Source organism: Amycolatopsis sp. cg13, from assembly GCF_041346965.1.
In the GTDB taxonomy this organism is placed as follows: Bacteria; Actinomycetota; Actinomycetes; order Mycobacteriales; family Pseudonocardiaceae; genus Amycolatopsis.
In genome coordinates this window covers 9,452,244-9,472,043 of sequence record NZ_CP166848.1, presented here as the reverse complement: position 1 = coordinate 9,472,043, position 19,800 = coordinate 9,452,244, and the positions used below count along the sequence as shown (strand labels likewise).

The 19,800-nt window shown below is 70.1% G+C and carries 18 protein-coding genes and 1 tRNA gene; 6 read left to right on the top strand and 13 right to left on the bottom strand.

Annotation, left to right across the window (positions count from 1 at the left end):
- The first annotated feature begins 32 nt into the window (after window positions 1-32).
- Complete coding sequence (locus AB5I40_RS44330) at window positions 33-812, top strand: helix-turn-helix domain-containing protein (RefSeq protein ID WP_370936172.1); 780 nt, start codon at window positions 33-35, stop codon at window positions 810-812.
- A gap of 24 nt (window positions 813-836) precedes the next feature.
- On the opposite strand, the gene AB5I40_RS44325 is transcribed toward AB5I40_RS44330, so the two are convergent.
- The 5 genes from AB5I40_RS44325 to AB5I40_RS44305 all read right to left on the bottom strand — a co-directional run bounded on the left by AB5I40_RS44325 (window position 837) and on the right by AB5I40_RS44305 (window position 5,554).
- Entirely contained in the window at window positions 837-1,637 is an 801-nt protein-coding gene (locus tag AB5I40_RS44325; protein ID WP_370936171.1) for a SigB/SigF/SigG family RNA polymerase sigma factor, read from the bottom strand.
- Window positions 1,638-1,856: 219 nt separating this feature from the next.
- A complete protein-coding gene (locus AB5I40_RS44320; protein WP_370936170.1) occupies window positions 1,857-2,291 on the bottom strand; it encodes a DUF6292 family protein in 435 nt (144 codons plus the stop codon).
- 21 nt (window positions 2,292-2,312) lie between these two features.
- Window positions 2,313-2,807 (bottom strand): hypothetical protein, encoded by a 495-nt coding sequence (locus AB5I40_RS44315; protein ID WP_370936169.1) that lies wholly within the window; start codon window positions 2,805-2,807, stop codon window positions 2,313-2,315.
- Window positions 2,808-2,987: 180 nt separating this feature from the next.
- Window positions 2,988-4,418 carry a CHAD domain-containing protein gene (locus tag AB5I40_RS44310; RefSeq protein WP_370936168.1) on the bottom strand — a complete coding sequence of 477 codons (1,431 nt, stop codon included), beginning with the start codon at window positions 4,416-4,418 and terminating at the stop codon, window positions 2,988-2,990.
- A gap of 11 nt (window positions 4,419-4,429) precedes the next feature.
- Window positions 4,430-5,554 carry an NADP-dependent malic enzyme gene (locus tag AB5I40_RS44305; protein WP_370936167.1) on the bottom strand — a complete coding sequence of 375 codons (1,125 nt, stop codon included), beginning with the start codon at window positions 5,552-5,554 and terminating at the stop codon, window positions 4,430-4,432.
- Window positions 5,555-5,752: 198 nt separating this feature from the next.
- On the opposite strand from AB5I40_RS44305, the gene AB5I40_RS44300 reads away from it, so the two are divergent.
- Window positions 5,753-6,634 carry an IS5 family transposase gene (locus AB5I40_RS44300; RefSeq protein ID WP_370936166.1) on the top strand — a complete coding sequence of 294 codons (882 nt, stop codon included), beginning with the start codon at window positions 5,753-5,755 and terminating at the stop codon, window positions 6,632-6,634.
- A gap of 75 nt (window positions 6,635-6,709) precedes the next feature.
- On the opposite strand, the gene AB5I40_RS44295 is transcribed toward AB5I40_RS44300, so the two are convergent.
- Both AB5I40_RS44295 and AB5I40_RS44290 read right to left on the bottom strand, forming a co-directional pair.
- The gene (locus tag AB5I40_RS44295; protein ID WP_370936165.1) at window positions 6,710-7,516 is read right to left on the bottom strand and encodes a family 1 encapsulin nanocompartment shell protein; all 807 of its coding nucleotides are present in this window, start codon (window positions 7,514-7,516) and stop codon (window positions 6,710-6,712) included.
- Window positions 7,513-8,070 (bottom strand): hemerythrin domain-containing protein, encoded by a 558-nt coding sequence (locus AB5I40_RS44290; protein ID WP_370936164.1) that lies wholly within the window; start codon window positions 8,068-8,070, stop codon window positions 7,513-7,515. Before AB5I40_RS44290 ends, AB5I40_RS44295 begins: the two co-directional genes overlap by 4 nt.
- Window positions 8,071-8,147: 77 nt before the next feature.
- Between AB5I40_RS44290 and AB5I40_RS44285 the strand changes: the two genes are divergently transcribed.
- From AB5I40_RS44285 to AB5I40_RS44275, 3 genes are all read left to right on the top strand, one after another.
- Window positions 8,148-8,765, top strand: a complete 618-nt coding sequence (locus AB5I40_RS44285) for a UdgX family uracil-DNA binding protein (RefSeq protein WP_370936163.1) — start codon at window positions 8,148-8,150, stop codon at window positions 8,763-8,765.
- A 35-nt stretch (window positions 8,766-8,800) separates the two neighbouring features.
- On the top strand, window positions 8,801-9,991 hold the full coding sequence (locus tag AB5I40_RS44280) for a zinc-dependent alcohol dehydrogenase (protein WP_370936162.1): 1,191 nt from the start codon (window positions 8,801-8,803) through the stop codon (window positions 9,989-9,991).
- 127 nt (window positions 9,992-10,118) lie between these two features.
- Window positions 10,119-10,610, top strand: coding sequence for a diguanylate cyclase/phosphodiesterase (locus AB5I40_RS44275; protein WP_370936161.1), 492 nt, complete (start codon window positions 10,119-10,121; stop codon window positions 10,608-10,610).
- Here AB5I40_RS44275 and nrfD read toward each other — a convergent pair.
- From nrfD to AB5I40_RS44245, 6 genes are all read right to left on the bottom strand, one after another.
- Window positions 10,607-11,536, bottom strand: a complete 930-nt coding sequence (gene nrfD, locus AB5I40_RS44270) for an NrfD/PsrC family molybdoenzyme membrane anchor subunit (protein ID WP_370936160.1) — start codon at window positions 11,534-11,536, stop codon at window positions 10,607-10,609. The two genes, AB5I40_RS44275 and nrfD, sit on opposite strands and share 4 nt — an antisense overlap.
- The gene (locus tag AB5I40_RS44265; protein WP_370936159.1) at window positions 11,533-12,363 is read right to left on the bottom strand and encodes a 4Fe-4S dicluster domain-containing protein; all 831 of its coding nucleotides are present in this window, start codon (window positions 12,361-12,363) and stop codon (window positions 11,533-11,535) included. Before AB5I40_RS44265 ends, nrfD begins: the two co-directional genes overlap by 4 nt.
- Window positions 12,356-15,568 (bottom strand): formate dehydrogenase, encoded by a 3,213-nt coding sequence (gene fdh / locus AB5I40_RS44260; RefSeq protein WP_370936158.1) that lies wholly within the window; start codon window positions 15,566-15,568, stop codon window positions 12,356-12,358. The genes AB5I40_RS44265 and fdh overlap by 8 nt, the downstream gene beginning before the upstream one ends.
- A gap of 4 nt (window positions 15,569-15,572) precedes the next feature.
- Window positions 15,573-17,327: a selenocysteine-specific translation elongation factor gene (gene selB, locus AB5I40_RS44255; RefSeq protein ID WP_370936157.1), complete on the bottom strand. Its 1,755-nt coding sequence runs from the start codon at window positions 17,325-17,327 to the stop codon at window positions 15,573-15,575.
- The gene (gene selA, locus AB5I40_RS44250) at window positions 17,318-18,601 is read right to left on the bottom strand and encodes an L-seryl-tRNA(Sec) selenium transferase (protein WP_370936156.1); all 1,284 of its coding nucleotides are present in this window, start codon (window positions 18,599-18,601) and stop codon (window positions 17,318-17,320) included. Before selA ends, selB begins: the two co-directional genes overlap by 10 nt.
- A tRNA-Sec gene (locus tag AB5I40_RS44245) sits at window positions 18,601-18,695 on the bottom strand. Before AB5I40_RS44245 ends, selA begins: the two co-directional genes overlap by 1 nt.
- Before the next feature lie 53 nt (window positions 18,696-18,748).
- Between AB5I40_RS44245 and selD the strand changes: the two genes are divergently transcribed.
- Window positions 18,749-19,741 (top strand): selenide, water dikinase SelD, encoded by a 993-nt coding sequence (selD, locus tag AB5I40_RS44240; protein ID WP_370936155.1) that lies wholly within the window; start codon window positions 18,749-18,751, stop codon window positions 19,739-19,741.
- Window positions 19,742-19,800 lie beyond the last annotated feature (59 nt).

The window sequence follows — 19,800 nt, the reverse complement described above, 5'->3', positions numbered from 1 at the left end:
GGCACGGTCTTGGACGAACGTAAGATGGCGGCATGGCAGAGTGGTCGCTCGTCGTTCCGCGCCGGGAAATCACGACCTCCCGGGGACGGCACGCCTTCGGGAAATCGCGAGTCCCGGGCGTCCTGGACTACGCGGGCCACGAGTTCCCGAGTTCCGCCGAAATGCCTTGGCGGGTAACGCCGTTGGGCGCGATCACCATGATCCTGGACTTCGAGGCCCCCGCCCGGTCGCTGCCGCTGTCGCCGGTCCTCGGATTGCAAGACCGCCCCTTGCTCGTCTCTCAAGCCGGGCCCGCCCGAGGAGTCACGGTCGCGCTGAGCCCGCCCGCCGCACACGCGTTGTTCGGCCTGCCGCTGCGCCTGCTGGCGAACGCGAGCGTCTCCGCCACCGACCTCCTCGGCCGCGACGCCGACCTGCTCACCGACCAACTAGCGGCCGCCCCAGACTGGACCACGCGATTCGCCCTGCTCGACGACTTCCTGCTCCCCCGCGTCGTCTCCGGCCCGGCTCTGACCCGCCCGGTGCAGGCCGCCTGGCACCGGCTGACGTCCGGACCGGCGCGGGTCGACGCCGTGGCCGCCGAGATCGGCTGGACGCGGCAGCACCTGACCGTCCGTTTCCGCGAGCAGATCGGCCTCTCGCCCCGGACTGTCGGACGGATCGCCCGCCTGCACCGCGCGGTGTCCCGGCTACCGTCCGCGCGATCATGGGCAGAGCTGGCGATCCGCTGCGGTTACGCTGATCAATCTCACCTCAACCGCGATTTCCGCAGTTTGACCGGCTGCACTCCTACCGAATACGTCACAGGATAGTTTCCCGTGCCGGAATCCGGCTGGCTATGCCCGGTCAGCGGCCTCGGTGAGCTGCTCCCGCAAGGTGCTCAACGTCCGCGCCAGCAACCGCGAAACCTGCATCTGCGACAACCCGACCCGCTCCGCGATCTGGCTCTGCGTCATATTCGAGAAAAACCGCATGACGACAATCGCCCGCTCCCGCTCCGGCAGATTCCGCAGCAACGGCTTGAGCGTTTCCCGGTCCTCGAGCTTCTCGATCTCGGGATCGTTTTCGCCCAGCGTGTCCGCCAAAGCGATCGAACCGGTGTCGTCGTGCGCCGGATAGTCGATCGACGCGGCCTGGTAAGCGTTCCCGGCGTGCAAGGCTTCGGCGACCTCGTCGAGGTCGAGGTCCAGGTGGTCGGCGAGCTCCCGCGCGGTGGGCGCGCGGCCGAGGCGCTGGCCCAGTTCCGTGGCGGTCTGGCCGATCCTCAGGTGGAGTTCCTTGAGCCGGCGCGGGACCCGGACCGACCAGGTGTGGTCGCGGAAGTACCGGCGGACCTCGCCCATCACCGTCGGGACGGCGAACGCGACGAAATCCGTCTGGCGCGCCGGGTCGTAGCGGTCGACGGCGTTGATCAGGCCGATGCGCGCCACCTGCAGGAGGTCTTCGGACGGCTGGCCGCGGCGGGCGAACCGGCGGGCGATGTGCTCGGCCAGCGGCAGGTGTTCCTCGATGAGGCGCCGCCGCAGCCGCGAGTGCTCGTCAGTGTCCTCGGCGAGGTGGCTGATCTCCTCGAACAGCACGGCGCAGTGCCGGTAGTCGTCGCTGCGCCGGGTGCGGGTCATGGTCGCCGCGGTCATGGAAATCCTCCTGACAGCCGAGGGGAACGTGACTCGTACAGTGCGTGGAGCGCATCGCGTTGCCGACGCTCATCATCCTTAGTGGACAGTGCCCGGCGTCGCAAGACGAGCGGGCGGCGGAGCAGCGCGCCCGCGCGGGTCGCCAGGCGGCCGGAGCGTCATGGCCGGGTGATACCCGCCGCCGACCAAGATCAACCGGCCGGCCACCCGAATGGGGGCTCAAGTCACACCGCGAAGACGCAGCAGAGTGTCGAGTTCCGCGACACTGCCTACGGAGCGGAGAGCAGGCGGCGCGACCTGCCCGATGCGGTGGTCGTCCTCGCGCAATGCGGTGACGAACCCGAGCAGCTCCGCGGGCGGCGGCGTGACGGTGGCTCCGCCGAGATAGCGGAGCACGATGAAGTCCTCGCCGGAATGCGTTTCGACCGCGATCGCCCATCCGTGGACCTCATCCCACAGCAACGCGAAATCCCGGCCGGGGTAACCCGGCAGGCAGCCGTCGAGGCCTACGTACGCCGAAAGCGGCGGACCCTCGTCGACAGTGCAGGAGTCCAGGCCGGTCCCGAGCGCGCACGCGACCTCGGCGAGATAGCCGCGCAGCGCGGCGAGGACGGCATGCGGGCTGCTGGAAGGGACGTGCGGGGTCGCGGTCACGGATGCCTTTCCCCGGAGCGATCAGCGTCCGGACCGCCAGCGCCCGCGCAGCGAACGGCGGTCGGTGCGGCTGAGCACGCCCGCGGTGTCGCGGCTCCAGTGGCCGCCGCGGGAATCGGTGAACGACAGGCCGGGAACGGCGGCCGCCGAGTACAGGTCGTCCACCGGCATGGCGTCCTCGCCGAAGGGCAGCGCGCGGACGGCGGTCGCGCCGGGCGGGATGATCGCGAACCGGGCGCGGTGCGGTTCTTCCTCGTCCGGACGGCAGACCTCCAGCGAGCAGTCGAACACCGGTGCGTCGCCGCTGTTGTGCGCGCACACGACGTAATCCTCTTCACGCTCATGCCGGGCGCCTTCGTCGAGCCACGCGGAGACCGACTGCGCCTGCTGCTCCTGCCGGACTTCCGCCTGGTCCTTCCGGTTGAGCAGCATGATCCACACATACGAGGCGAACCCCAGCAGCGAGCCCGCGCTCCCGATCGCCGATACCCACGTCGCGGTCAGTTGTGATCCCATTTCCCGCAGGGTTCCCCGATCCGGCCGCGGCGAAACCGGATCGGGGAAAGGTTTAGACCTCGTGGCGGCGGGGTAGCAAGATCGCAGCGCGGCACCGGCTCCGCGCGCCGGACTTTCGTTGCCGCGGGGACGCCGGTGGTGCCGAGACACCGCCGGCGTTTCTGCTGTCCTCAGTGCACCTCACACTTTCAGCCAGGCCGGACGTTTGCCTTTCCGCAGCGTGCGCCATTCCTCGGCGAACCGGTCCCGCAACCCGTGCGCGGCAGCTTCGTCGCGGCCGTAGAGGAGACCGAAGGTGAACGTGTTCTGGTTCTCGCTGAAGCCGTCGATCGCGAAGTGCCGCAACGCTTCGCGGTCCACCACGGTGTCCTGATGCTTGCCGAGGGTCTGCTGCACCGCCTTGACGTTCTTGCGCCAGGCGCGCAGCTTCTTGCCGAACACCGGCCGGACGGCATCGGCGGCGTAACGGGCGCGCTTGGCCTTCTTCCGGACGTTGTGCAGCGCCTTCTCCAACTCGGCGCCGCTGAGCCCCTCGGTCGCCGCGGTGGCCCGGTACAGCTTGCGCGCGGTTTTGCGCATGGGCTTCCGCAACGCCTTCTTGCCCACGGGCTGGATCGTGTCGAGCAGCACGGCGATCGACCGCAACAGGGTCACGTATCGGGTGCTGGACAACGCTTCCGTCGCGCGGTCCAGCTCCGTTTGGGAGGTGCGGGCGAAGTCACGGGTCAGGTATTGCCGCAGCGGACCGAAAACCAGCTCCGACGGGACTTCGTCGAGACAGGCTTCGAGGCGAGCTTGGCTGACCTCGGCGTCGCGCGCGGGGGCGAGTTCGCCTCCCAGCCACTTCAGCTCCGCTGCGATCGCATCGGCCTTCTTCTTGCCCAGTAAGGTTTTGAACGTCCGGAGCCCGCTCCGCAGCTTCCGCGCCGCGACCCGGAGCTGGTGCACTGAATCGTCTTCCCCGACGCGAAAACCCAAGTCAGCGCGGCGCAATCGATCGAATTGCTCGCTCAGGTACGCAGCCAGGACCTCGTTCGAGCCCCGCTTGCCTTCCGCGGCGTCTCCGATCAACCGCTGCAGTTTCGACGGCCACCAGGCGTTCTCGGCCCCGCGCTTGCGCAACGTGCGATCAAGGCGGTCGAGCAGCTCCGGCGCGCACTCGACGTCGAGTTCGCGCCAGCGATCCAGCCGAACCGCCTGTCCCCCGAGGAATTCTCCGGTGACGTGGTCGTCCGCCAGGGTCGCCAGCGTCCGGCCGGACGCGTCGGCCAGCCGGTGCGTGAACCGGTCGGTCCGCAGCTGCGCGACCGGGCGCAGCTTGCGGTCCAGCGTGTACGCGCGGAGCAGCGTCGCGATCGGAGCGGGTACCTTCGGGTCGTCGTCGAGCGGAAACCGCAGCTCTTCGCTGGGCAATCTCAGGGACCACCCGGCGTCGCTGCTTCTTCGCAGCGTGATTCCGGCTCTGGTCAACCGGAAGTCCTTGGTGTCGTAATAAACGGTCTCCAGCGTCCGCTCGGCGGGAGCCTCCTGCGTGATCCCCTTGCCCGCCAGCTGCGGCACCCGGGCCCGCAGGCTCAGCTCGTACTTGCGTCCGGACTGCGCGCTTCGCATTCCCCGCTCCTTCAGTCGTTTTCCGCCGCGCCGCCGACGCCCTCGGCGATCGCGGGCACCAGGCCCTCGTCGAAGACGCTGGGCATGATGTGCTCCCGGTCGATATCGTCGCCGACCGTCGCGGCCAGCGCGTGCGAGGCCGCGAGCAGCATCCGCGCGGTCACCCTCGGCGCGCCGGAGTCGAGCAGGCCGCGGAACATGCCCGGGAACACGAGGACGTTGTTGATCTGGTTGGGCAGATCGCTGCGGCCGGTCGCGACGATCTCCGCGTGCTCGTGCGCGGCGTCCGGGTCGACCTCCGGATCCGGATTGGCCAGTGCGAACACGATCGCCCGGTCGGCCATCCGGGCGAGGTCGTCGCCTTTGAGCAGGCCGCCGACGCTCACGCCGATGAAGACGTCCGCGTCCTGCAAGGCGTCCTGAAGGCTCCCCCGGACCGCGTCGCCGCGATTGGTGTTCTCCGCGAGCCATTGCTTCTCGCCGGTCAGATCGCGTTCGCCGTGCAGCGCGCCCTTGCTGTCGCAGACCACGATCCGGTCCGCGCTGAACTCCGCCTTGAGCAGGAGCCGCGCGATCGCGGACCCGGCCGCACCTGCGCCGGAGATCACCACCGACGTCTCCCCCGGCGTGCGATCGGTCAGCTTCAGCGCATTGTCCAAAGCGGCCAGCACGACTATCGCGGTCCCGTGCTGGTCGTCGTGGAAAACCGGGATGTCCAGCTCGTCGTGCAACTGCCGCTCCACCGTGAAGCACCGGGGCGCGGCGATGTCCTCCAGGTTGATCGCGCCGAAGGACGTCGCCAGGTCCTTGGCGGTGCGCACGAGGTCTTCCGGCTCGCGGCTGACCGGGCAGATCGGCCAGGCGTCGACGTCGGCGAACCGCTTCAGCAGCGCCGCCTTGCCCTCCATCACGGGCAATGCGGCGGCCGGACCCTGGTCGCCGAGGCCGAGCAGCGCGGAACCGTCGGAAACGATCGCGACGGAGTTGCTGCGCACGGTTTCGCGCGCGAGCACCGACGGGTCCTCGGCGACGCGTTTGGCCAGCTCGGCGACGCCGGGCGTGTAATGCTCGGCGAGGTCGTCGGCGTCGTCGAGCCGCACTCGGGTGGTGACTTGGATCTTTCCGCGACTGCTCATGGGAGCCGGATACCCGGCTGCGGGGCGGAGGAATCCTGGGTCAGTCGAGGACGAGCGCCGCGGCAGGCAGCTCCGGCGCGATGTCCGTGAGGGGAACCCTCAGGGAATCTGATTCCCTCAGAGGGTGTTGTGAAACCTGGTTTTCGGTGCGGTGTGTCGGCTGTGGTAGCGGTGCGGCGGTGGTGATCATCAAGCCGGGTGTGCGTCTGTGTGTGCAAACCGGCCTATGGCTCGTCGTTGACGGATGCGCAGTGGGCGGTGATCGAGCCGTTGCTGCCCAAGAGGCATCCGAGTCTGGGCGGGCGTCCGCCGGTGCATTCGCGTCGGTTGGTGATCGACACGATCAGCTATGTGCTGGTCAGCGGGTGCGCGTGGCGGCTGGCGCCGCGTGATCTCGCGCCGTGGACCACCGCGTATCGGGTGTTCGCGGCCTGGACCGCGGACGGCACCTGGGCTCGGGTGCACGACGTGCTGCGCGACAAGGTGCGCGAGCGCGACGGCCGGGACCCGCGGCCGTCGGCGGCGGTGCTGGACTCGCAGTCGGTGAAAACCGTCGAAGGCGGGGAGCAGATCGGCTACGACGCGGGGAAACGGGTGCGGGGCCGCAAACGGCATGTCCTGGTCGACACGCTCGGGCTGATCCTGGGCGTGGCCGTGACCTCGGCGTCGGTGCAGGACCGGCCCGGAGCCCGCCGGATCCTGACCGGGATCCGGCGGGCCTTTCCCCGGCTCGAGCTGGTGTGGGTCGACGGCGGCTACGTCAACTCCAAAGACACCACCCTCGTTGGATGGGCCCGCGAGACCGAGAACATCGAGATCGTCGCGGTGCCCCGCAACGCCGATGTGAAAGGGTTCCAGGTGCTGCCCCGCCGGTGGGTGGTGGAACGAACCTTCGGCTGGCTGACGAGGTGCAGACGCTTGACCCGCGACTACGAACGCAAAACCGCCCACGCCGAAGCCATGATCCAATTCGCGATGATCCGGCTCATGGCCGCCCGCCTCGCCGACGAACACATCGAACCCTCCGGCCCCATCGAAACCGAAGCAGCCCGCCGCCTAGCAGAAGACACCAACGACTAACCACCCAGGTTCCACAACACCCTCTCAGGGTTCCCCTCACGGCTCGCTGCCGTGAGGGCCCCGTACCCGTCGCCCTCAGTCGAGGACGAGTGCGGCGTCCGGTTCGGTGACGCGGAAGCTGAAGCTCTCCTCCAGATACAGCGTCAACGTCTCCGCGTCGTGGTGGCGGTAGCCCACTGACAGGTCTTGGCCGAGTTCCAGCACGAAGTCCCCGCCCGCCAAGCTCAGCACGACCGCGCCGGTCAGCCCCGGGGTCCGCTTCACCCGGCCGCCGCCCAACGCCCGGCGAAGGTGATCGAGCACGAGAAGACCGCCATGCTCGGTGCTTTCCACAATGGAGGTGTACCCCTCAGGATTGATCGCCAGCGCGTACGGCCCCTCAATCCCGTTGCACCGCAACGTGTTCACCGCATTGGCCACCACATGCGGATACCGCTCCGGATCGGCGCCCAGCGTCCCGTGGTCGTACGGGCTCGCCTCGACGATCCCGGTGATCCCCGCATCCGGCCAGCCGTGGAACACCGCGCGGTTCTCCACCAAGCCGACCTGGGCAGCGGCCTGGTCGAGATCGTCGAACTCCAGGTCGTCGGCACCGCGCTCGGCGTCCTCCAACTCCCTCCGCTCGACGGTGAACGGCACGCGCACCTCAACCAGCGGCAACACCCGGCGCTGCTGCGCCAGAGTCTCCCGGGCGGCCTCCGGCGGCTCGATCCGCCGGGTCCGGCCGAGCGAGGTAGCCGAATGCGTCCAGCCGTGCGGGCCTTCGACGTCGACCATCTTGCGGGCGGCGAGATGGGTCGCCAGCCGTTCCCGCGCCTCGTCGTCGATCTGGTTCCAGCCGTCGGCCGGGATCGGCGCCAGGTCGCGCATCAGGTGGTTCATCGTGCTCCCTTCAGGCCGCCGATGCCCAGCGAACCGTCGTCCGGCGGGGTCTTCCCGGCTTTTCGTTCCTGTTCCTCGACGTAGCGCTCCGGATCGACGTCCCCGGTGTCGACGTCGCCCTCGTGCTCGGCCTTGAACGCCAGGAACTTCCGGCCGAGTTCCTCGCGCAGGCCCGGATCGGCGTGCTTGCGGAAGTCGGCGAGCGCGTCGTCCTCCTCCTCGGCCATGTGCTCGCTGTTGGCGGTGCGCGCTTGCCGGACCGCCGCGTGCCAAGCCGCGCTGCCTGCCGGGTGCCGGCGGGCTTCGGCGACGGCGTCGCGGATGTCGTTGTGGTCGCCGACCGCGTCGAGCGTCTCGTCCTCGGCGTCGGCGCCGCGCTGGATCAACTCGGGGTAGAAGACCGCCTCTTCGGCTGCCGCGTGCAGGTCCAGCAGCGCGGCGAGCGGTTCCCACGCCCGCGCCAGCTCGTCCGGGCCGGCGAGGTCGTCCAGTTCCGCGAACGCTCGCCGGAACCGCTCGTGATCGTCGAGGATCAGGCTGGTGATGTCGGTCATGGCCCTCGACGTTAACTCGCCCGATGCGGTCGCGCTCGTCGTGTTTGCGCGAGGCCCGGTGCGGGTAACGGGTTCCGATGGTCTCGCGTCAGGAACCGGGAGCCGAGCCGCCGGACACCACCCGCCTCGGCACACTCCGCGAAGCAGCCCGGGATTGCCACGGCTGTGGGCTGTACCGCGACGCCACCGCCACGGTTTTCGGCGCGGGTCCTGAACGAGCGGACATCTTCGCCCTCGGCGAGCAGCCCGGCGACCAGGAGGACCGGCGCGGCGAGCCTTTCGTCGGCCCGGCCGGGCGGCTGCTCGACCGGGCGCTCGGCGACGCGGGCCTTGACCGCGATTCCCTCTACGTGACCAACGCGGTCAAGCACTTCAAGTTCCAGCTCCGCGGCAAACGCCGGATCCACGACAAGCCGGCGCGGTCCGAGGTCGTCGCGTGCCGGCCGTGGCTGGTCGCCGAACTGCGGGCCGTCCGGCCGCGGCTCGTGCTGTTGCTGGGCGCGACGGCCGCGCAATCGGTGTACGGCAGCAGTTTCCGGCTCACCCGGCATCGCGGAGAGCAGCTGGATCCGCCGGAGGAGTTCACCGGGATGTTCTCCTCGGCGCTCGCCACCGTGCACCCGTCCGCCGTGCTGCGCGCGCCCGACCGCGACACCGCGTACGAGGAGTTCGTCGCCGACCTGCGCGGCCTCTGACGTTTGCCGGTCCCGGCAAGGGGAATCCGGCCGGTATGAAAGCAGTGACCTGGCACGGCAAGCGGGACGTGCGAGTCGAGGCCGTCCCGGACCCGAAGATCGAGGAGCCGACCGACGCCGTCGTGCGGGTGACCTCCACCGGCATCTGCGGTTCGGACCTGCACCTGTACGAGGTCCTCGGCCCGTTCATGACCGAGGGCGACATCCTCGGCCACGAGCCGATGGGGATCGTCGAGGAAGTCGGCAGCGGCGTGAGCACGCTGAAGCCGGGCGACCGCGTGGTGGTGCCCTTCAACATCTCCTGCGGGCACTGCTGGATGTGCGAACGCGGTCTGCAATCGCAGTGCGAGACCACCCAGGTCAAGGATCAGGGCAAGGGCGCGGCGCTGCTCGGCTACACGAAGCTCTACGGCCAGGTGCCTGGCGGGCAGGCCGAATACCTCCGGGTCCCGCAAGCGCAGTACGGGCCGATCAAGGTGCCCGACGGCCCGCCGGACGAACGGTTCGTCTACCTGTCCGATGTGGTCCCGACGGCGTGGCAAGCCGTGGCGTACGCGGACATTCCCGACGGCGGTTCCGTCGTGGTCTTCGGGCTCGGGCCGATCGGCCAGATGGCCGCGCGGGTCGCGCAGCATCAGGGCGCGGGCAAGGTGATCGGCGTCGATCTCGTGCCGGAACGGCTGGCCCGGGCCCGCGCGCACGGGGCGACGACGCTGGACCTGCGCGACCACCGGCGGATCGGCGACGCGATCCGCGACCTCACCGGCGGCCGCGGCGCGGATTCGGTGATCGACGCGGTCGGCATGGAAGCGCACGGCGCGCCGATCGGGAAGCTCGCGCACAACCTGGTCGCGCTGCTGCCGCAGGCGGTGGGCGCGAAGGTCACCGAGAAGGCCGGGATCGACCGGCTGAGCGTGCTGTACGCGGCCATCGACAGCGTCCGGCGCGGCGGCACGATCTCGCTGTCCGGGGTGTACGGCGGGATGGCTGACCCGATCCCGATGATGGACCTGTTCGACAAGCAGATCCGGCTGCACAGCGGGCAGGCGAACGTGCGCCGGTGGATCGACGACATCCTGCCGGTGCTCACCGCGGACGGCGATCCCCTTGGCGTCGAAGGCTTCGCGACGCACAAACTCCCGCTCGCCGACGCGCCGCGGGCGTACGAGATGTTCCAGAAGAAGCTGGACGGCGTCCAGAAGATCCTGCTGGAGCCGGCGGCATGAGGGCTCCGCTGAAACCCTGCGCAAGGCGGTCGCGGACCGGTCGCGGCTGCGCATCCCGGAGCGCGCGTCCGACACGGAAACCGCCACGCTGCGGTATCTGCTCTACGGCATCCTCCCGGCGTGGTTCGTGCCCGGGCTGCTGGACTGGTGGCAGCACCGCCGCACCCGGATCGAGGACACCGCCGGGGTGCGGGAATCGCTGATCCACCTGCTGATGATGGCCGAGGTCGGGCTGCCGATCACGCTCGCGCTGCTGTGCGAGATCAACCCGCTCGTGCTGACGATCATGGCCGCCACGATCGCCGCACACGAGGCGACGGCGCTGTGGGACGTCAAGACCGCGGTGGACAGCGACCGCGAGGTGAAGCCGTTCGAACAGCACATCCACAGTTTCCTGGAGTCGCTGCCGTTCATGGGGAGCGCCGCGATCGCTTGTCTGCATTGGAAAGACGTCCGGGAGCTGCTGCATGCCGACGACCGGCGCAGCGCCTGGCGGCTGCAGCCCAAGCGCCGCCAGCTGCCGCGCGGCTACCTCGCCGGGATCGGGGCGGCGATCGCCGGGCTCATCGCGGTGCCGTACGGCGAAGAGCTGTGGCGGTGCGTCCGGGCCGCCCGCTAACGACGGCCCGCACGCTTCGCTGCAAGCCGTTCCCGCTGCGGAACAACGACGTACTTCGGATCCTTTGTGGACTCAACCCCGGCCGCGTAAACGCCGAACCGCGTGCACAGCCCAGAAGCTAGGTATGCCGCACCCGCAACAACACCGGCCGCGCGGTTCTTGCGGGCAGCCAACGACAACGTCGCACCCGCAGCGGTAAGCACCTTCGCCGCCTTCAACAACCGCCCAGCCCGGCCGGTCCGGTACGGTTCCGAAGCCAACCCCAGGCCGGTCTCCAAGTGATGCTCCGCAGCCAACTCCGCTACGGCCCCGGCGAGCCCGGCCCGCACCACCGGGCCGTTCTCCTTGCGCGGCACCGAAATCAGCGCGACCCCGGCCCCGCTGGTCAGCGCGCTACCGGCGAACAGCACTGGCAGCGTCCCGTGCGCCTCGTGCCAAGAGGGCGTCGCGGTGTCGGCCAGCAGCACCGCGGTGTACGTGCACATCGCCGGTCCCAGCACGCCCGCCCCGACCCCGGCCAACCGGCCCAGTCGAGGAAAACGGCCGGTCAGCGCGGTAAAAGCCGACACCGCGGCGAGGCCGGAGAACGGCGACAGGATCCACGAACCCACCGACAACGGCGAAGTCGGTTTCAGCACGCGCAGCATGTTCAGGAACCGCGTCGGCTTGCCGAGATCGTGGATCAGCGCGACGACACTGGCGATCGACCCGCCGGAAGCGGCCAGCCGACCGACCTTGGCCAACTCCGGGCGTCCAGTCGCATCGGCAAGGGCGGCCAGCGACGCGGAAGCACCGGCCGCGCCGCCTAGAAACAGGTACAGCGGGACGTCCGGCTGTTTCCAGGCAGGCTCCTTGAGGATCGGCCTCCCGTAGTAGGAACGGAATTCCGCGGGCTCGACCATCGCCCGTTCGCGCCGCGGGCTCATCGACGCCGTCCCAGGAACGACACGACCAGCGCCGCTGCTACCCCGGCCGCCGTTGTCGCGGCGCGCTTCCACATCTGCGGCAGATCGCGGGTCGTCACGACCGGGTCCGGCGGGAATCCGTAGACCTCGGGTTCGTCCAGCAGGAGGAAGAACGCGCCGTCGCCACCGACTCCGTCCTCGGGATCGTGCCCGTACAGCCGTGCTTCCGGCACGCCGTCCGAATGCAGCGTCGACACCCGTGCGGCGGCGCGTTCGCGGAGTTCGTCCAGCTCGCCGAATTGGATGGAGTCGGTCGGGCAAGCCTTGGCGCACGCGGGTTCCATCCCGGCGCCGAGCCGGTCGTAGCAGAGGGTGCACTTGAACGCGCGGCCGTCGCTCTCGCGCTTCTCGATCACCCCGTACGGACACGCCGGAACGCAGTAGCCGCAACCGTTGCAGATGTCCTGCTGCACCACGACCGTGTCGAATTCGGTGCGAAACAGCGCGCCGGTCGGGCAGACGTCGAGGCAGGCCGCGTGCGTGCAGTGCTTGCAGACGTCGCTCGACATCAGCCAGCGCACGCCCGGCTCCTCCTCGGACTGCTGTTCCGGCGCCCCGACGGTCGGCATCCCCAGGTCCACCGCGGGTTGTTCGATGAACGCCACGTGCCGCCAGGTGTTCGACCCGAGATCGCCGGTGTTGTCGTACGACAGCCCGAGCAGGTCCTGCCCGCCCGCCTCCGGGACGCCGTTCCACTCCTTGCACGCGACCTCGCACGCCTTGCACCCGATGCACACCGACGTGTCGGTGAAGAACCCCATCCGGGGCTGGGCGCCGTACTCAGCCATTGGCTCGCCTCCGGTACTCCGCCACGAAGTCCAGCAGCGCAGGCCCGCGCGGCCGCCGTCCGGGACGGATGTCGCAGGTGGCCGCCTTGGCCTCCTGGATGTGCACGTTCGGGTCCAGCACGATCGACAGCAGGTCGTTGGCCGCGTCGCCGCGCGACAGCCCGTTCGGGCCCCAGTGGTACGGCAGCCCGACCTGGTGGACGGTGCGGCCGCGCACCTTGAGCGGTTTGACGCGGTCGGTGACCAGCACACGGGCCTCGATCGCCGTCCGCGACGACACGATGGTCGCCCAGCCGAGGTGTTCCAGCCCGCGTTCGGCCGCCAGCGCGGGCGAGATCTCGCAGAAGAACTCCGGCTGCAGTTCGGACAGATACGGCAACGTCCGGCTCATCCCGCCCGCCGTGTGATGCTCGGTGAGCCGATAAGTGGTGAACACGTACGGAAAGACCTCGCTGCGCGTCGGGTTGTACTGGTTGACCGGGCTGTCCAGCGTCTGCCGCACCGGCGAGGACTGCTGGCCGTACAGCGCGTTGCCGACTGGGCTTTCGAAGGGCTCGTAATGCGTCGGCATCGGGCCGTCAGCCAACCCGGCGGGGACGTACAGCCAGGCTTTGCCGTCGGTCTGCATGATGAACGGATCGCGGCCGCTCAGCGCGTCCTGTGCTCGTGCGCCGTCCGGCGGCTGGTAATCGGGCGGCTTGGCGGCCTCGAAGTCCGGGACGTCCGGGCCGGTCCACTTCGACTCCGCAGCGTCCCAGTAGACCAGCTTCTTGCGCTCGCTCCACGGCTTCCCGTCCGGATCCGCCGAGGCGCGGTTGTACAGGATCCGCCGGTTGGCTGGCCACGCCCAGGCCCAGCCGTTCGCGACCCAGTCCTGTTCGGAGCCGGGCTGCCGGTTCGCGGCGTGGTTGTGGCCGTCCGCGCGGACGCCGCAGTAGATCCAGCAGCCGCACGACGTCGAACCGTCGTCCTTCAGCTGCGTGTAGGACGAGAGCGGGCCTTCCGGTCCGTGGCCGTTGATCTCCGCGAGCACGGATTCCGCGCTCGGGTCGGCCGTCGGCCCCTCGGTCGGATAGCTCCAGGCGAGGTCGCGGAGCGGGGCGTCGCGCTCGCCGCTGCTGGCGCGTTCCCGGATCAGCCTGCCCAGGTGGTAGTAGAACCACAGGTCGCTGCGGGCGTCGCCGGGCGGCTCGACCGCCTTGTGGTGCCATTGCAGCAGCCGCTGGGTGTTGGTGAAGCTGCCGTCCTTCTCAGTGTGCGCGGCGGCGGGCAAGAAGAAGATCTCGGTGCCGATCTCCTCGGACTTCAGTTCGCCGGTTTCGATCTCCGGGCCGTTCTTCCAGAATGTCGCGCTTTCGATCAGCTGCAGGTCGCGGACCACCAGCCAGTCGAGATTGGCCAGGCCGAGCCGCTGGAACTTGCCGTTGGCCGAGCCGACCGCCGGGTTCTCGCCGACCAGGAAGTAGCCCTTGCACTCCCCCGCGATCTGCTTCTGGACGGTCGCGTACGTCCCGTGATCGCCGGTCAGCCGCGGCAGGTAGTCGAAGCGGAAGTCGTTGTGCGGCTGGGCGTTCTCGCCCCAGTACGCCTTGAGCAGGCTCACGGTGTAGGAGCGCATGTTGCCCCAGAACCCGGTCTTGCCCGCGTCGGCCTCGACGAAGCTGTCGAGGTCGAGGTGCTGGTGCGCGTGCGGCATCGGGATGTAGCCGGGCAGCAGGTTGAACAGCGTCGGGATGTCGGTCGAGCCCTGGATGCTGGCGTGCCCGCGCAGCGCGAGGATGCCGCCGCCCGGACGGCCGATGTTGCCCAGCAGCGTCTGCAGGATCGAGGCGGTGCGGATGTACTGCGCGCCGACCGTGTGGTGCGTCCAGCCGACCGAATACACCCAGGCCGTGGTGCGGTCGCGGCCGGAGTTCGCGGTGATCGCCTCGGCGATTTCGGTGAACTGCTCGACCGGCAGGCCGCAGATGTCCGCGACGGCCTCGGGCGTGTAGCGGGAGAAATGCCGTTTGAGTACTTGGAAAACGCACCTCGGGTGTTGCAGCGTCTCGTCGGTCCTGGGCTTCGTTTCGATCGCCGCGCCGCCGCTGCCGTAGGACTCGGCGCGCGCGGAACTCTGGTGCTTCTCGCCGCCGTGGTGCCCGCCCGGCTGGTCCGGGTCGCGGGCGCCGGCCGCCGGGGACGCTTCAGCGTCCTCGTACGCCCAGGTCGAGTTGTCGTACTGGCGCTTTTCCGGGTCGAAGCCGGAGAACAGGCCGTCGAGGTCCTCGGTGTCGGCGAACTCCTCGGTCAGGATCGCGGCGGCGTTCGTGTAGGCCACGACGTACTCGCGGAAGTCCAGGTCGTGCTGCAGGACGTAGTTGATCAGCCCGCCGAGGAACGCGATGTCCGACCCGGCCCGCACCGAGGCGTGCACGTGCGCGACCGCGCTCGTGCGGGTGAACCGCGGGTCGACGTGGATGATCTTCGCGCCGCGGGCCTTCGCCTCCATCACCCACTGGAACCCGACCGGATGGCATTCGGCCATGTTCGAGCCCTGGATGACGATGCAATCGGCGTTGGCGAGGTCCTGCTGGAACGTCGTGGCGCCTCCACGACCGAAGGAGGTCCCCAGACCGGGAACCGTGGCGGAGTGTCAAATACGGGCCTGATTTTCGATCTGTATCGCGCCGAGCGCGGTGTACAGCTTCTTCATCAGGTAGTTCTCTTCGTTGTCCAGCGTCGCGCCGCCGAGGCTCGCGAAGCCGAGCGTGCGATTGAGCTTGCGGCCCTGGTCGTCGGCGTCCTGCCAGGTTTCGGCGCGCGTCTTGAGCACGCGGTCGGCGATCATGTCCATCGCCTGGTCGAGGGACAGCCGCTCCCACTCGGCGCCGTACGGCCGCCGGTAGAGGACTTCGGTGACGCGGCTCGGGCTGGTCACGAGCTGTTTGCTGGCCGAGCCTTTCGGGCACAGCCTGCCCCGGGAGATCGGCGAATCCGGGTCGCCCTCGATCTGGGTGACCGCGCCGTCCTTCACGTACACCTTCTGGCCGCAGCCGACGGCGCAATACGGACAGATCGAACGGACTACCTTGTCGGCGTCCTCGGTGCGGGCGTGCCAGCGCTCCGAACCGGCGGACTTGGCCGCCGAGGCGCGCGCGGTGCGGTCGGGACCGGCCAGCTGCCGGTACACCGGCCAGCCTTCGATCCACTGCCGCATGCCCACGCTGTCACGGTAATCCGTTCTCCGGGCGCTCGCAGCACGTCCGGCGGGTCCCGTCGCCGAGCGGTTCGGTGAGCCCGGCGGCGTCGAGATGCTCCAGCAGCGGGATCATCACCCGGCGCGTGCTGTCCAGCGCCTGCCGGGCCCGCGACACCGTGAACGGTTCGCCGAGCGCGGCCAGGACTTCCACCGCGCGTTGCGGCGCGTCCGGCGCCAGCACCACTCCGTCGGCGATCGCCCGCAACCGGCCTACGCGGACGGCGGCGGCCAATTCCCGTTTGCCCAGACCGAGTTTCCGCAGTTCGTCCGCCTCCGGTGCGCGGAACGGGTGCTCGGCGAATCTCTCTTCGAGGACTTTGACTGCGTTTTCCACTTCAGCGGTCAGCCCGGCGCCGGGCTTGCGGACGAGACCGTCCTTGAGGATCAGCCCATCGCTGAGGACTGCTGGGACGAGTTCCGCGTCCGGCAGGCCGAGCCGTTGCCGGAGCGCCTCGGCCGGGATTCCCGCTGCCAGCGGATGCTCACGAGTCCAGGCCGCGACTGCTTCGCCGACCTCCGCTCGCAACCGGCTGAGGCGGGCCGGGTCGGCGTGCCAGCCGCCGAGCCGCTCGCCTACCGCGGGCAGCCCCAGCGCGCGGAAGTCCTCATGGCGCACGAAACCTTCGCGGCGGAGGTAATCCCAGCCCGGTTCCACGACGGTCAGCTCTTCGCCCCGGGCTCGCGCCGCCCCGCGACGCGCGAGGGACGGCGGCCGGACGTCCACGACGTCGAATCCGGCCGGGATCCGGTGCTCTCCCGGGTCGCGCAGCAGCCCCCGGTCGCCGGTCCGGAGCGGCAGCGGGTGCGCGAGCAGCACCCGCGCGGTGTCCGGCCCGAGCGGACGGACCCGGCTCGGCACTGCTGCGGATCCGAAGTGCAGCACGAGGTTCCGATGCAGCTCGCCGGACGGTGCGCCGCGCAACCGGACATCGACTTCCGTCGCTGGACGCCACGCTCCCGGGGTCAGCAGAACATCGCCCCGGCCGACGGAATCCTTTGCCACGCCGCGTAAATTCACCGCGACCCGAGCCACCGCGGCCACGCTTTCGCGCGATTCGCCGAGCGCCTGCAGGCCGCGGATCTGCACCCGGCCCGCACCGAGCGTCAACTCGTCGCCGACCCGCAGGGTTCCGCCGCCGAGGGTTCCGGTGACCACCGTGCCCGCGCCCTTGATCGTGAACGCCCGGTCGATCCAGAGCCGGACGTCCGCCTCCAGATCCGGCGGCGGCAACCGGCTGGCCAGCTTGGCGAGCTGAGCTTTCAATTCTTCGAGCCCCGCGCCGGTCGTGCCGCTGACGCTGACCGCGGGCACCTCGCCGAGCGCCGTCGCCGCGATCTCCTCGAGCGCCGCCGCCGTCGCCGGACCCGGGTCGGCGCGGTCGGATTTGGTGACCGCGAGCAGGCCGTGCCGGACACCGAACGCGTCAAGTGCCGCCAGGTGCTCCGCCGACTGCGGCATCCATCCCTCGTCCGCGGCCACGACGAACAGCGCGGCCGGGACAGGACCGACGCCCGCCAGCATGTTCGGCACGAACCGCTGATGCCCGGGGACGTCCACGAAAGCGAGTTCCTCGCCGCCCAGCCGGGTCCAGGCGAAACCGAGGTCGAGGGTCAGGCCGCGGCGGCGTTCCTCGGCCCACCGGTCGGGCTCCATGCCGGTGAGGCGGCGGATCAAGGTGGATTTCCCGTGGTCGACGTGCCCGGCGGTGGCGATCACCCGCATCGGGAGACCGCCTCCCGGACCGTCGCGTCGTCCGCCGGGGAAACCGTCCGCAGGTCGAGCAGACACCGGTCCCGCACGATCCGGCCGACGACAGCGGGCTCGCCCAGTCGCAACGCCTCCGCATACCGAGCGGGCAACGCGACCGCCGCACTGGGCAACCCCACACCCGGCGCACCGCCGCCACCGACGACCGCCGTCGAGTCCACGGCCTCGGCGTCCACCCCTGCCGAACGCAGCGACGCGGCCAAAGCCTCGGCGCGCTGGTGGAGGTTCTCCGCGAGAAGTGCCGCCCGCACCGGTGGTTCCGGCCCGCGGAGGGTGGCTTCGAGCGCGGCGAGGGTCAGTTTGTCGACCCGCAACGCCCTCGCCGCTGGATGCCGTCGAAGCCGTTGCAGCAGTTCGGCATCTCCGAAGAGCAAGCCCGCCTGGGGACCGCCGAGGAGCTTGTCGCCGCTCGCGGTGACGACGTTCGCGCCGTCGGCCAAGGCGGTCGTGACGTCCGGCTCGTCCGGCAGCAGCGGATGCGGTGTGAGCAGCCCAGACCCGACATCGGCGACCAGCGGCACGCCGAGCCCGGCCAGTTCGGCGACGCTCGCTTCCGAGGTGAACCCGGTGACCCGGTAGTTCGAGGGATGGATCTTGAGCACGAATCCGGTGTCCGGACCGATGGCCGCCGCGTAATCGGCCGCCGAAGTCCGGTTGGTGGTACCGATTTCGCGCAGCCGGGCACCGGTCGAGGCGAGCAGATCCGGGATGCGGAACCCGTCGCCGATTTCGACCAGCTCGCCGCGGCTGACCACGATTTCCTTGCCCGGAGCCAACGTCAGCGCGCACAACAGCAGCGCCGCCGCGTTGTTGTTGACCACGTGCACCGCCTCGGCGCGCGGCACCGCCTCCGCCAGCGCCGCCAAAGTGCCGCGCCCGCGCTTCGCCCGTTCCCCGGTTTCGAGGGCGAACTCGACGTCGGTCGCACCGCCCGCCGCGACGATGGCGTCCAATGCGGCCGCGGACAGCGGCGCGCGGCCGAGGTTCGTGTGCACGAGAACGCCGGTCGCGTTGAGCACCGGACGCAGCGACGACACCGTCGCGGGCAGCCGGGCCGCCACCTCCGCGACGACCTCGCCAGGCTCGATCTCGCCCGCCCGGGCCCGCTGCTGCGCCGCCGCGACCAGCGATTTCACCAGGTCGCGGCCGAGGGTTTCGGCGGCTTTCGCGATCCTCGGCTCGCCGAGCACGGCGTCGGTGCGCGGGATCGCCCGGCGCGGGTCACCCATGGCGGAGGCGGACGGGAATCGAACCCGCCAGCGGCAGGACCTGCCGCTCAACGGTGTTGAAGACCGCGCCGGTCACCAGGCCGGATACGCCTCCCTGGGGCATTCCGCCATCCTGCCAAGACCGTCGCGCCCCCGCATCATGAGCACATGACCGTCCGGCTGACCCAGTACGCCCACGGCGGCGGCTGCGCGTGCAAAATCCCGCCCGGCGAGCTGGAAACGATCGTCCGCAGCCTGTCCGGTGCGACTCCGAAAGACCCGCCCGGCGAACTCCTGGTCGGCCTCGACGACGGCGACGACGCGGCGGCCGTCCGCATCGCCGGGAACGTCGCGCTGATCGCGACCACGGACTTTTTCACCCCAGTCGTCGACGACCCGTACGACTGGGGTCGGATCGCCGCCGCGAACGCGCTGTCCGATGTGTACGCGATGGGCGGCGTCCCGGTGGTCGCGGTCAATCTCCTCGGCTGGCCCCGGGAAGTGCTGCCGTTCGAGCTGGCCGCGGAGGTGCTGCGCGGCGGCTTGGACGTCTGCGCTGCTGCTGGTTGCCATTTGTCGGGCGGGCACAGCGTCGACGACCCCGAGCCCAAGTACGGCCTCGCGGTCACCGGCACCGCGGATCCGGAACGCTTGCTGCGCAACGATTCGGGCAAGCCGGGCACGCCGCTGACGCTGACCAAGCCGTTGGGGATCGGCGTGCTGAACTCGCGGCACAAGGCCACCGGCGAACGGTCCGAGGAGGCGATCGCCGCGATGACCACGCTGAACCGCGCCGCCTCGGCCGCCGCGCTGGAGGCGGGCGCGGTGTGCGCGACCGACGTCACGGGGTTCGGTCTGCTCGGCCACCTGCACAAACTGGCCCGGGCGAGCGGCGTCACCGCCCGGCTGGACTCGACGGCGGTGCCGTATCTGGACGGTGCGCGGGAGGCGCTGCGCGATGGCTACGTGAGCGGCGGGACCCGCCGCAACCTCGGCTGGGTGCGCCCGCACGCCGACCTGTCGCGGATCTCCGAGGACGAAGCCCTGCTGCTCGCCGACGCGCAAACCTCCGGCGGACTCCTGGTCGCGGGCGAGCTCCCGGGCCACCCCGTGATCGGCGAACTCGTCTCCCGCACCGACCACACCATCGTGGTCGGCTGAGGTCCGTGAAGGGCTCCTTGAGGGAATCAGATTCCTTCAAGGAGCCCTTCACGGACCGC